We start from the raw sequence: 12,158 nt of genomic DNA, 5'->3' as shown, positions 1-12,158 counted from the left end.
AAGATAAGTGAAACTCCATCGGATGATCATTGCAATAGTGCTGCCCAGTCTCTGGAGCGCGAATGCCACTGCGGCCACCACGACCAACACAGTTACCGTCAATGCGGCAACCCAGTCGGCCTGTCAGTTTAGTACGGGCAACAGTAATTCCGAAATTAATATGAGCGATTACGAGGCGGCCCTGGCTAGCGGATACAGTGATAGTGCCGATTCGGTGGGTGTAAGCGTGTTCTGCAACGCGGGCACGTCATTGACAGGCCGCCGCATCGGTGGGAGTGCCGCTGCCACTGCGAGAGGGACGGCCATCACGGTGCCCCTGACGTTGGATGGCACTCCGGGCAATCCGACTCTCAATACGCTGGTCTGGTACTCGCCTGTTAGCAGTAACATCCAAGCCAATGGCCCTTTCAAGGGCGCCGTGAGGTACCCGTCGAACATTTTCGCGGGTTACCCCCAGCAGGCGCAGTTCGGTGCGCCGACCGGGTTCTATACCGGCACGGTTGATTTCACGGTGGAGTTCTAATCGTGCCTGGACGGGCTGCTGCGGGCCACTGGGTCAGGAGTGGGGCGCTGATCGCCTGCCTGTGCGGGGCCGTCCAGGCGTCGTGCGTGTTCGGCGCGCCGGTCGCGGGAAGCGTCGGAGCTTACCAGTACGCGCAGGACTGGCGGGTGTCGTTGCAGGTGCCCGTTACGTGCGCCAGTGGCGAGTCCGTTAGTGGTGTGGAACTCAGTAGTGCTGGCGGCAGGGTCGAGGTGAGTACGGGCCGGTTCCTGGGCGTCATGCGGTTCGGGGCGTCCTCGCTGGCGTACGTGATTCCGAACGCGGCGGCCCTGCGGGTGGTGGGGGGGACGCTGACCCTTCCCGTGACGGTCCCGGCGGGGCAGTGGGGCGCGGTGACGGGAGAGTACACGGACGACCTGACGTTGACCGTCATTTTTTGAACCCGGGCGGGCCGCGTCCTGTCCGGGTTGCTCATTAACAGAGGAAGCTTTTTTCAGGCGTTCACCGCCGCAGACCTAAGGATGATCATGTCAAATTTGAGAAGAGTTGCGTTGTTGATGGGTGTGTTGCTCGCCGGGCAGGTTGACGCGGCGAGGTTCGTGATGAGTCCGGTCCTGCTGAACCTGAACCCGGCGCAGGGTCTGACGACGTCCACGACCGTCACGAACACGGACACGGACGAAGCGGCGTTCACGGCGGAAGTGGTGGCGTGGACGCAGCGGGACGGGCAGGAAGTGCTGGTGCCCACCCGGGACGCGGTGGTCAGTCCGGGGTCGTTCACGGTCGCGGCGGGCCGTAGTCAGGTGGTGCGCGTGGCGTTGCGGCAGACGCCGACGTCGGCGTCGGTCACGTACCGGTTGATTCTGCGGCAGAAGGTGACGGCCGCGCCGTCCGGGGCGTCGGGGACCACGGGGGCGACCATCACGCCCCGGTACGTGTTCAGCCTGCCGCTGTTCGTGGAGCGTCCCGCCGCGAAACCGCAGATCAGCGTGACGCTGTCCCCGGCGGGTGCGCCCCGGGCGCTGGTGCTGCGCAACAGTGGGGATGGGTACGGCGTGTTCCGGAACATCCGCGTCACGGCGGGCGGGCAGGCGTTCGATCTGGGCGCGCAGTACGTGCTGAGTGGTGCCACGATGCAGGTGCCGCTGCCGGCGGAGGCGCAGAACGCCGCGACGCTGGAGTTCACGGCAACGGACCTGAATCAGAAGCCCGTGAGGTTGATGGTCGATGCGAAGTGAGCGGCCCGAGCGGCTGTTCGTGAGGCGGTGTGCGGTTCTCACGGCGTTTCTGGCCGTTCTGAGTGCCTCGGCGGGAGCGCAGCAGGTCTCTTCCGTCTGCGACGCTCCGGAGGAACTGGCGGATGTGCGCGTGGGCGGCGTGAACCGGGGGACGTTCCTGGTTCGCCGGCCGGCCGGTCAGGTGTGGGTGCAGATCGACGCCCTGAAACCCGGCGAGGAACGGTACGGTGAGGAACGCGCCGTGTGCGACAGTCTGGCCTTCACGCGGCTGAGTGCCGCGCTGGGCGCCACGTTCGACCCGGAGCAACTGTCCGTCACGTTCGAGCCGCAGCTGAAGCTGCTGCCGGACTACGTGGTGAACGTCGGAACGCCGCCTGAAGTGGCCGCTCCGGACACCGTGACGGACATTCCGCTGTACTCGGTGGAATACGGCTTGGACCTGTACCGGTCCGGCGCGGGCGTCCTCGAGCAGCGGGCCCGGCTGGAAGGTGCGTTCACGCAGGGTCCGGTCAGTGCCCGGGTGGGTGTCACGGAAAGCGGGTCGTCGGTACGGGCCGTGCAGGTCACGCCGTCCGCGTCGGCGCGCTATCAGCTGGACCGGGATTCTCACGTGCAGGTCGGCTGGAACGTACCGCCGCGCCTGACTGGCGGGCAGGAACTGCTGAGTGGCGTTCAGGCGACGGGCGAGATCCGCGCGGCGCGCCTCACGGAATTCACGGTGAACCTGCCGTTGCCGGGTACCGTGACCCTGACCTCCGGCGGGAAGCGACTGGGCCGCTGGACCCTCGGTGCGGGCCGCGTCCTGTTCCAGCAGGTGCCGCTTGCCGGAAGTTCCGGCAGCATTGTGGCCACTGTGGAGGACGCCGCCGGGCGGCGCGAAGTGTCGGCCGATTACCGGTTCCCGGCGGCCCTCCTGCCGCCCGGCACGACCCGGGCGACCGTGGAAGCGGGCGCGCTGGGCGCTGCGCCTTACGCGGCAGCCCAGGCCGCGTACGGGCTGTCTTCCGCCGTGATGGTCAGCGGGCAGGCCAGCGTGAAAGGAGGTGAGACCAGTGGCGCTCTGGTCGTCACGACCGCCGGTGAGAACCACGAGTTGAACGTGGGCCTCTCCCGGAACGTGGGCGTACCCGGCACGTCGCTCTCAGCGGCCTTCAGCACCCGGCTGAACGATCAGGTGGGCCTGGGGATCAGGGCACAGATCCCACTTCAGAACGCCCGCGCAGGCACGGGAGAAGTGAACGTCGCCTCCACCCTCAGCGGCATTGCCACCTCGGCGGGTGTGGGATTCAGTGGCGCGCAGGACGGCTGGTTCGGCCGGGTGCAGGCCAGCGGCGACCTGACCGAACAGATCCGCGTCAGCGCCGCCGCGCGCGTCGGTGAACGCTCCCGGCAGTTCAGTCTGACGCTCGGGTACAGACCGGACTCGCAGTGGAGTTCCGTCGTGAGTGCCGCCGGGGGCACGGGCGCGCCCTCCGTGCGTGCCACCACGACCTTCACTCCCACGCCGGGCCAGCGGGCCACCCTGACCTACGGTGCGGGCCTGCTGTACGGCGAGTACGAACGGCAGGGCGTCACGGACGTGAAGATCGGAGCAGGATCGGACGGACAGGTGGCCCTGAACGTGGCGGGGGCCGCCGCGTTCACGCAGGGCCGCGCGTACGCCCGCTCGGTGCGCGGAGGGACGGTATCTGTCCTGCTGGAAACCGGAGTTCCCAACCTGCCCATCTTCGTCTCGGGAGTCCTGCAGGGCCGAACGGACGCCAACGGGTCGCTGGTACTCGCGGTCTCTCCCGGAGAAGAGGCAGAGATTCAGGTGGACACCGCCACGCTCCCCATCGAGATCACCGTGCGGGAAGCCAAGCTGCAACTCGGCACACTGGAGGCCGGAGCGGTACGGGTGAACTGGCGAGGAAACTTCCAGCGGTCCCAGGTCCTCCAGTTCCTGACGTTCGCCGGAGCAGAAGCGACCTACGGCACCGTTCGCCTGCCGGACGGGCAGGAATTCACACTGGACGGATTCGGCACCGCCCTGATTCCCGATCAGCCGGCCGCGACGACGGCGGAACTCATTCTGGAAAACGGGGAACAGTGCCGCGTGACACTCGGCCAACCGGGCACCCAGGGCACCGTCCGCTGCAACCCGTGACTGCGGCCTGATCCAGTCACGCAGTTTCCCCTTTCGGGAGCTGCTGCCGCAACAGCCTGAAGCCTCACCGAGAGATGAGGCTTCTCGAAGGGCAGTTCCAGACGCGGTTCTGGAACCGCTGGCGGTGACAGGCTCAGTTGGAGCCGCTGTCCGCGAACGGACGATGGAGCGCCGTCTGTCCGTGACGATCCGGAACGACACCGCGCCGTCTACGCCCGGCACCCGCCCCGGCTCCCGAGGCTCCCGCATTCCGGACAGAGGGAGCCCTGAAAGGCTGCGCCTGTATGCACTGGGCGGACACTGATGGGCCTGTCGAGTGCATACAGGCTGCGATCCGCGAGACTTCCCCGCAAGAACTCAGGCGAACCACCCGGCTTACGCCCAGGGGTTGAGGACGACCTTAACGCAGCCGTCGTGTTTGTCGCGGAAGGTCCTGTACAGGTCCGGGGCCTGGTCCAGTGAGGCGCGGTGCGTGATCACGAAGCTCGGGTCGATTTCACCTGCTTCGATGCGGGAGAGCAGCGGCCCGATGTGGCGGTGCGTGTGCGTCTGCCCCATCTTGAAGGTCAGGCCCTTGGCGAACGCGGCGCCCATGGGGACCTTGTCGATCAGGCCGCCGTACACGCCGGGCAGGCTGACCGTGCCGCCCTTGGCGCAGCTGAGCAGGGCCCAGCGCAGAGCGGTGATGCGGTCGAAGCTGAGTTTCAGGCGCTGCTTGGCCGTGTCGACCAGCGCGCCGGGGCCGTGTCCGTGGGCTTCCATGCCGACGGCGTCGATCACGTGGTCCGGGCCGCGCCCGCCGGTCGCTTCGCGCAGCGCGATCAGCACGTCCTCCTGCTCGTAGTTGATGACCTGACACCCGGCCGCGGCGGCCATGGCGAGCCGTTCGGGAACCCGGTCGATCACGATGACGTTCGCGGCGCCCAGCATCTGCGCGCTGCGCGCCGCGAACTGCCCGACGGGGCCCGCGCCGAACACGGCGACCACGTCCCGGCCGGGAACGATGCCGCAGTTCTCGGCCGCCTGGTACCCGGTGGGGAAGATGTCCGTGAGGAACAGCACCTGCTCGTCGCGCAGGTCCGACTCGATCCTGTAGGGCCCGACGTCCGCGAAGGGAACGCGCACGTACTGCGCCTGCCCGCCCGCGTACCCGCCGTACATGTGCGAGTACCCGAACAGGCCGCCGCCACTGACCCCGCCGTACAGGGCCTCGGCCATGCGGTGGTTCGGGTTGGAGTTGTCGCACGCGCTGAACAGGCCCCGCCGGCACGGATCGCACGCGCCGCAGGCGATGTTGAACGGCACGACCACCCGGTCGCCGACCTTCAACTTGCGGACGTCCCGCCCGACTTCCACGACCTCCCCCATGAACTCGTGCCCGAGGATGTCGCCCTTCTCCATGCTGGGGATCACGCCGTCGAGCAGGTGCAGGTCCGACCCGCAGATCGCGGTGGACGTGACCCGCACGATGGCGTCCGTGGGCAGCAGCAGCGTGGGGTCCGGCACGGTTTCCACGCCGACGCTGTTCGTGCCCTGCCAGACGATGGCCTTCACGCCTGACCCCCGTGGGCGGCGCGGCCGCTGCTCTGGCCCTCTGTAGTGGGCGCGAAGCCCAGTTCCTGCTCCCGTTTGAAGCGCATCAGGTCGTCGCGCAGTTGCTGCGCGGGTTCCTCCCCGAACAGGCGCGCGGCGACCGCGCCGACCGTTCCACCCGGCGGGCGGTAGGCGAGGCGCACCACGACTTCCGTGCCCCGGTCACCAGGCGCCTCGCGGAACACGACCTCGCCGTGGTTCTCGATGGCCGCGCCCGGCAGGGACGCCCACGCGAGGCGGCGGCCCGGTTCGTCCGCCGTGATCTGCGCGTCCCAGCTGACCGTGCCGGTGGGCGCCCTGACCGTCCAGCGGGACCGCGTGTCGTCCAGCACCTCGACCGATTGCAGGTGCGTCATCAGGCGCGGCAGGCCCGCCAGGTCCCGCCACACGCCGTACAGGACGTCTGCGGGCTTCCCGACCGTGACGGCGTCACGCACGAGCACCTCGCCCTGCCCGGTCTGCCGGATCTTCAGGGCGGCCGCGATGGGGTTACGGCCGGTGGCGGCCATCGCGGTCAGGCCGGCCCCCACGCCCCCCAGCACGAGTTTCTGGAAGGGGCGGGCGCTGCGCAGGCCGGCGCCCATCAGCGCCACGCCGACGCTGCCCATCACGGAGCGCTCCAGCGTGGGCAGGTGCGCAGTGCCGGTCTCTGTCAGGTCGGCCTCCGGCGCCGCATCCGGCAGGGCGGCCGGGTCGGTCGGGTTCGTGGTGGGTCGGTCTGCGCTCATGGGGAACCTCCAGCGGCGCACGCCAGCGGGCGTACGGGGAAAGAAAACGGATGGAATGGAGTGCGCAAGGAAGTCGAAGCAGACGGAATCCGCATCAGTCAACTCCGCCTCACGCGGGCTCTTTGCGGAACCGGTTACTGTGTGACTATCTTCTCAAGGATCACTTCAGGTCGCCCGGCGTCCCTTCCCGGTGCGCTCCGAGCTGGTTGAACTCCACCTCGGCCGCGCGCTTGATGGGATTCCGCTGAGTGACCGTGCCCTCCACCTCACGTCCCACCCGCGTAACAGTGGAACCGGCCGGGGCGGGCAGTAGGCGATTGGTCAGGCCCATCAGGTCCGCCGTGAGCTGCGGTGCCAGCGCCTGCGCTACCCGCAGCAGCCACGCCGGGCCGCCCACCATGGTCTCCGCGTCCCCGCGCACCAGGGCATCCACGATGCGCCGCGCCGCCTCCCGCGCGTCCAGCGACACCACCGGCAGACTGTCCGCCGTGGCGAACCACGCGTACTCCTGCGCGTGGCGGCCCTTCACGCTGGCGTTCATGGGACTCCCGGTCCGCATCAGGCCCGGCAGGACCGTCGTGACCGTGATGCCCTCCCGCGCCAGTTCCGTCCGCAGCGCCTGCCCCAGCCCCGCCGAAGCGAACTTGCTCACCGAGTACGGCGCCAGGTGCGGCACCGCCACCCTCCCACCCACCGACGACACGATCAGCACGCGCCCCCCGCCCCGCAGGTGCGGACGCGCGGCGAGCGTCAGGCGCAGCGGCGCCAGGGCGTTCACTTCCAGAATCTCCCGGAAGTCCTCCTCGGTCATGTCCGCCAGGGGACCCACCTGAATCAGCCCCGCGTTGTTCACCAGCACGTCCAGCCGCCCGTGCGCCCGCACGGTCTGCTCGACGGCCCGCTCGATGTCGGCCGTGACGGTCACGTCACCCGCCACCACCTGCACCCGCTCGCCCGCGTTCAGACTGGCCTGCGCGCGCTCCAGGTCCCCGGCCGAGCGGGCCATCAGGGTCACGCGCGCCCCCCGGTCCAGTAGTTCGCGGGCCAGGGCCAGCCCCAGCCCGCGCGACCCGCCGGTGATCAGCGCCGCGCGGCCCGTCAGGTCGTACGGCGCACGGAAGGCGCGGCGGGCGGCGACAGCCCCCACGGCAGCGGTCAGCAGCAGTCGTTTCGGGATTCTCATGCCCGCAGTGTGCCGCCCGGCGCCGCGCGGGCGGCGCTGCGTGAAGCCCACCACAAGTCCCGCCGCACAGACGATGAACGTGCCAGGGGAGGTGCGGGTCACTCATGCGAACTCCGGCTGAAAGGATTGTAAAACCATTGCCATCCGGGCGGACTCGCAGAGCGGCGCCGCAGAGCAAGTGGGAGCTGTACGGGTTCCGTCTGTTTCATCAACGGAACCCGTATCAGTTCAGGGTCAGGGTCTCCCCGTCCTGCGGGACGAGCAGGCGCGCCGCGACTCCGGCCTCCTGCGCCGCTTCCCGGAGGGCGTTGCGGGAAGTGAAGCAGTGGTCGAGGCTTTCCAGGTGCACGGCCACGACCGTCGCGTCTGGGGCGGCGCGCAGCACGTCCACCGTCTGCGCGGCGTCCATGATCAGCAGCGTGCCGCCCAGCGCCGCGCCGCCCGAGTGGGTGACGATCACGGCCGGCTGCTCCCGCGCGATGGTGTCCCGAACGGCCGGGATCAGGACGGTGTCGCCCGCCCAGTACAGGGTGGGTTCGCCGGGGGCGCGCAGGACGAAGCCCATCGCGGCCCCCATCTGCGTGAGGATCTCGCCGCTGCCGTGCTCGCCGTCCGTGCGGGTGAAGGTCAGGCCAGCCACGCTGACCGTGCCTTGAAGCGGCGTGACGTTCTGGAAGCCGTGCCCTTGCAGGGTGGCCTCGTCGCCCGGCTGGCACAGCAGCGGCAGGTCCTTCGGGAGGGCCGCGATGGCCGCCGGGTCCAGGTGATCCGGGTGGAGGTGCGACACGACCAGCAGGGTCATGCCGTCCAGCACCGCGTCGGGCGTCATGGGCAGGGGCACGGTGGGATTGGCCTCGATGCCCGCGAACGACGGCAGGGTGTGCCGCCCGCCGAGCATCGGGTCGATCAGGACCGTCTGCCCGGCAATGTTCAGGCGCAGGGTGGCGTTACGGACGAGGGTCAGGTTCATGTGGATCCTCCGGGAGTGGGGCGGCGCAGGTCGTGCCGGAGCGTTCGAGGTCACTCAGCTGCGCGGTCAGGCGGTCGCGGATGACGTGCAGGTCGCGCAGCTGCCCGTCGATCTCCGCGAGTTTGCGGCGGTAAAAGTCGGCGGCCGCGACACCCGGAACGGGATCGCCGGGCTTCAGGTCGCCCTGCCAGCACGGGGCGTACTGGCGGATCTCGTCGAGGGTGAAGCCGACCGACAGGAACATGCGGATCAGGCGCACGCGGCCCACGTCTTCCGGCGTGAAGGTGCGGTAGCCGTTGTCCTGGCGGGCGCTGCTGAGGACACCCATCCGGTCGTAGTGCCGCAGGGCGCGGACGCTGCTGCCGGTGAGGTTTGCGAGTTCGCCGATTCGCATGCCAGCAGGCTAGACCCTGACACTGGTGTCAGGGTCAAGAGGGGGCCCCGCCCGGTCTGCCCGGTGTGACGCGCTCAGGGCCACTCTGCCGTGGTGGTGCCGTGACTGACCTTGCGGCCACCGCTGGAACGCAGGATGCGGCGCAGGCCCGCCTCCCACGTCAGGCGTTGCAGGATGCCCACGCCCAGCAGGTACGCCAGCCGGTCGAACCAGCTGCTGGCCCGCACCTGCGACACCACCTGCAGGCGGTAGCGGTCTTCTCCCAGCAGCTCGGCGTGAAACTCGATCCAGCCGGACTCGGAGTGCTGTTTCAGGGTTTCCAGGCGGAAGCAGCCGGAGCGGACGCCCGTCACCTGCACCCGCGCGCGGCGCACCCCGAGCATCAGGATGGTGAACTGATCGCCGACCACCGTCCGTCCCGGGCCGGGCCGAACCCGCCGGAACCAGGCCAGGGGTTTCGGGAGGCGGGCGGGCAGGTGTTGCAGGGCGCTGTCCACCACGTCCGTCATGGCCCGGGCAGGCCCAGCGAGGTCCACCCAGTACGTGCGGCGCGTGACCGGGCCGACCCCGTCCCGCAGGTCGGTAGCGCGCCAGCCGCCGACCGGGAGGCGCAGGAAGCGCGTGGCGTAGGCGGCCGTGAGGAGCACCCAGAATCGGTGGGCCGTCATGCGCCGCCGCAGGCTGACAGCAGACCGGGCGCGGGCCGGACAGTGTAGCTTCTCATACGGCAGTCTCGCCGCTGCCGGTCGCGGGCCCGTGAGCCCCGCCTGAACGGCTGAGCGTGAACCTCTCATCTCGCCGCAGTGCAGCACCAGACCGGCATCCTTTCGTATGAGATGGATTCCGTCTGTTTCGTTGACAACCCGGAACGACACCAGGTTGCCAACTCCACGCCCGGAACCCGCTTTGCTCCCACTCGCATCCGCTCGGATGGAACGGTTTTGCAAACTGTTCCACCGGAGTCCGTATGAGACGACTGCTGGCGTTCCGTTCAGAGTCCCTTGGACGGCGCTTATGGATCGGCTGTCCCGTTCTCACGGCCCCCTACCATGCCCCTCATGACTTTGAACGCAGACCGTCTGTCCCACCGCCTCTCCTGGCGAGGTGTTCTCGCCGGCATGGTGATGGGCCTCGTTACTACCTTCACCCTGCTGGCCCTGGGCACCGTCATCACGGCCCTGACCGGCCTGACCCTTTCTGGCGTCGGTATCGCGGCCGCCATCTGGTCCGGCATCGCGGCCCTGGTCGGTGCGTACGTCGCCGGCCTGACGGCCGTGCGCGCCGCCGCGCCCGCCACCCGTAACGACGACGGGATCGCCGCCATGACCCACGAAGACGCCACCCTGACCGGACTCGTGACCGCCGGCATGATCGTCCTGCTGAGCACCCTGTTCGCCTTCAACAGCGCCAGCCGCCTGCTGGGAACCGCCACCGCCACCGCCGGGAACGTCCTCGGCGCGGGCGCGACCGCCACGGCCGCCGCCGGTACGGCCACTGCCCAGAGCGGCGGCGTGCAGGACTTCATCAGCGGCATCAACGAGGACGACATCGTCGATCTGATCGCCGGGAACAGCGAGGACCTGAACGAGCAGCAGGTGCAGGCCACCTCGAACGTCGTGAGCGGCATCTTCCGCCGCGCGCAGTACGACCTGGGTCAGCAGGACCTGGGCAACGTCACCGACTTCGCCGGTGCCCGCGTGACCGCCATCAAGAACGCCCTGACCGGTGAGCAGTTCGTGACCCGCCTGGAACGCCAGGGCCTGAGTGCCGCGCAGGCCCAGGAAGTCCGCACGGTTGTCACCACCGAAGTGGACCGCCTCGAGAAGCAGGCCCAGCAGGTTGCTGACGCCACCGAGCGCACTGCCCGCACCGCCGCCAGCACCGCCGGCTGGGCCTGGCTGCTCGCCGCCGGCCTGACCATCGCCGCCAGCGTCTTCGGAGCCCGCAGCGCCGCCACCAGTCGTACGGTGACTCCCGCTACCCGCCGCTGATTCAACCCCCCCCCGCAGGGCGGTCAACCGAACAGGGTTGATCGCCCTGCCTGCGTGGCGCCGCGTACCACTCCCGCTGCCAGGGCACCGGTCAGGGGCAGTGGGCGTCACCGCGGCAGTACAGCCCTGCGGCGGTCCCTGGCGGCGTAGACTGTCCTCCTCAAATTCTGCTGGTCTGACGGGCGGCGCGCGACTGGCGTTCCGGGTCCGCCGAGGTGCGTATGTTCGATGAATTCAGTGTGCACGAGTTACTGTCAGCCGATGAGCGGCTGGTCCGCGAAAGCGTGCGGGGTTTCTGCGACGCGGAGTTGATGCCGGAAGTCGCGGCGTGGTGGGATGACGGCTCGCTGCCGGTGCGCAGCGTCATGCGCCGCTTCGGTGAGATGGGCCTGCTGGGCCCGACCGTTCCCGAGGAGTATGGCGGGGCGGGCGTGTCCTACAGCGCGTACGGCGCGATGATGTACGAACTCGAACGCGTGGACAGCGGCCTGCGCAGCGCCGCGAGCGTGCAGGGCAGCCTGGTCATGTTCCCGATCTACACGTACGGCAGTGACGAGCAGCGGCGCCGCTGGCTGCCCGGACTGGCGTCCGGTGAACTGATCGGCTGTTTCGGCCTGACCGAACCGGACGGCGGCAGCGACCCCGGCGCGATGCGCACCCGCGCCCGCCGCGACGGGGACCACTGGGTGCTCAACGGGAACAAGATGTGGATCACCAACAGCCCCGAAGCGGACGTGGCCGTCGTGTGGGCCAAGGACGACGAGGGAACCGTGCGGGGATTCATCGTGCCGACCGACACGCCGGGCTTCAGCGCGCCGCCCATTCACCGCAAGATGAGCCTGCGCGCCAGCGTGACCGGCGAGATCGTCCTGCAGGACTGCCGCATTCCGGCCGCGAACCTGCTGCCCGGCAGCGCCGGCCTGAAAAGCCCGCTGTCCTGCCTGACGTCCGCCCGCTTCGGCATCGCGTGGGGCGCGATGGGCGCGCTCGAAGCCGTGCTGCAGGCCACCCTGGAGTATACGGGCAGCCGCACGACCTTCGGGAAACCCATCGCGTCACGGCAACTCGTGCAGGACAAACTGGTGCGCATGGCCACCGACCACAGCTTGGGCACGCTGCTGGCGTGGCGCCTGGGCACCCTGAAAGACGCCGGGCGCATGAACTTCGCGCAGGTCAGTTACGCCAAACGCAACAACGTCCGCGTGGCCCTGCAGGGCGCGCGACTGGCACGCGAACTGCACGGCGGGAACGGCATCACCACCGAGTACCCGGTCATCCGGCACATGCTGAACCTCGAAACCGTCGACACCTACGAGGGCACGCACGACATTCACACCCTGATCGTGGGTCGCCACCTGACCGGCCAGGGCGCCCTGGAATAGGTCATACGGATAAGGTTTGCAAGCCTTTCAA

General features: G+C 69.1%; 12 protein-coding genes. 6 read left to right on the top strand and 6 right to left on the bottom strand.

Annotation, left to right across the window (positions count from 1 at the left end):
• The first annotated feature begins 7 nt into the window (after positions 1-7).
• The 4 genes from M8445_RS16535 to M8445_RS16520 all read left to right on the top strand — a co-directional run bounded on the left by M8445_RS16535 (position 8) and on the right by M8445_RS16520 (position 3,886).
• Complete coding sequence (locus tag M8445_RS16535; protein ID WP_273991079.1) at positions 8-523, top strand: hypothetical protein; 516 nt, start codon at positions 8-10, stop codon at positions 521-523.
• A gap of 2 nt (positions 524-525) precedes the next feature.
• On the top strand, positions 526-942 hold the full coding sequence (locus M8445_RS16530; RefSeq protein WP_230284219.1) for a hypothetical protein: 417 nt from the start codon (positions 526-528) through the stop codon (positions 940-942).
• Positions 943-1,104: 162 nt separating this feature from the next.
• The gene (locus M8445_RS16525) at positions 1,105-1,740 is read left to right on the top strand and encodes a fimbrial biogenesis chaperone (RefSeq protein ID WP_273991078.1); all 636 of its coding nucleotides are present in this window, start codon (positions 1,105-1,107) and stop codon (positions 1,738-1,740) included.
• Positions 1,730-3,886 carry a fimbria/pilus outer membrane usher protein gene (locus M8445_RS16520; protein WP_273991077.1) on the top strand — a complete coding sequence of 719 codons (2,157 nt, stop codon included), beginning with the start codon at positions 1,730-1,732 and terminating at the stop codon, positions 3,884-3,886. Before M8445_RS16525 ends, M8445_RS16520 begins: the two co-directional genes overlap by 11 nt.
• A gap of 375 nt (positions 3,887-4,261) precedes the next feature.
• Here M8445_RS16520 and M8445_RS16515 read toward each other — a convergent pair whose 3' ends face one another.
• From M8445_RS16515 to M8445_RS16490, 6 genes are all read right to left on the bottom strand, one after another.
• On the bottom strand, positions 4,262-5,440 hold the full coding sequence (locus tag M8445_RS16515) for a zinc-dependent alcohol dehydrogenase (RefSeq protein WP_273991076.1): 1,179 nt from the start codon (positions 5,438-5,440) through the stop codon (positions 4,262-4,264).
• Positions 5,437-6,207, bottom strand: a complete 771-nt coding sequence (locus M8445_RS16510; protein WP_273991075.1) for an SRPBCC family protein — start codon at positions 6,205-6,207, stop codon at positions 5,437-5,439. The genes M8445_RS16515 and M8445_RS16510 overlap by 4 nt, the downstream gene beginning before the upstream one ends.
• A 160-nt stretch (positions 6,208-6,367) precedes the next feature.
• Positions 6,368-7,390, bottom strand: a complete 1,023-nt coding sequence (locus M8445_RS16505) for an SDR family NAD(P)-dependent oxidoreductase (protein WP_273991074.1) — start codon at positions 7,388-7,390, stop codon at positions 6,368-6,370.
• 223 nt (positions 7,391-7,613) lie between these two features.
• Complete coding sequence (locus M8445_RS16500) at positions 7,614-8,360, bottom strand: MBL fold metallo-hydrolase (protein WP_273991073.1); 747 nt, start codon at positions 8,358-8,360, stop codon at positions 7,614-7,616.
• On the bottom strand, positions 8,338-8,754 hold the full coding sequence (locus M8445_RS16495; protein ID WP_273991072.1) for a MerR family transcriptional regulator: 417 nt from the start codon (positions 8,752-8,754) through the stop codon (positions 8,338-8,340). The genes M8445_RS16500 and M8445_RS16495 overlap by 23 nt, the downstream gene beginning before the upstream one ends.
• Before the next feature lie 74 nt (positions 8,755-8,828).
• Entirely contained in the window at positions 8,829-9,422 is a 594-nt protein-coding gene (locus M8445_RS16490; RefSeq protein WP_273991071.1) for a DUF1990 family protein, read from the bottom strand.
• A gap of 390 nt (positions 9,423-9,812) precedes the next feature.
• Here M8445_RS16490 and M8445_RS16485 point away from each other — a divergent pair, with 390 nt between their 5' ends.
• Both M8445_RS16485 and M8445_RS16480 read left to right on the top strand, forming a co-directional pair.
• Positions 9,813-10,745, top strand: coding sequence for a hypothetical protein (locus M8445_RS16485; RefSeq protein ID WP_273991070.1), 933 nt, complete (start codon positions 9,813-9,815; stop codon positions 10,743-10,745).
• 221 nt (positions 10,746-10,966) lie between these two features.
• Positions 10,967-12,127: an acyl-CoA dehydrogenase family protein gene (locus tag M8445_RS16480; RefSeq protein WP_273991069.1), complete on the top strand. Its 1,161-nt coding sequence runs from the start codon at positions 10,967-10,969 to the stop codon at positions 12,125-12,127.
• Positions 12,128-12,158: the final 31 nt, after the last annotated feature.

The sequence above is a fragment of the Deinococcus aquaticus genome, from assembly GCF_028622095.1.
Classification (GTDB): Bacteria; Deinococcota; Deinococci; order Deinococcales; family Deinococcaceae; genus Deinococcus; species Deinococcus aquaticus.
This window is presented reverse-complemented; position numbering and strand designations above follow the sequence as displayed.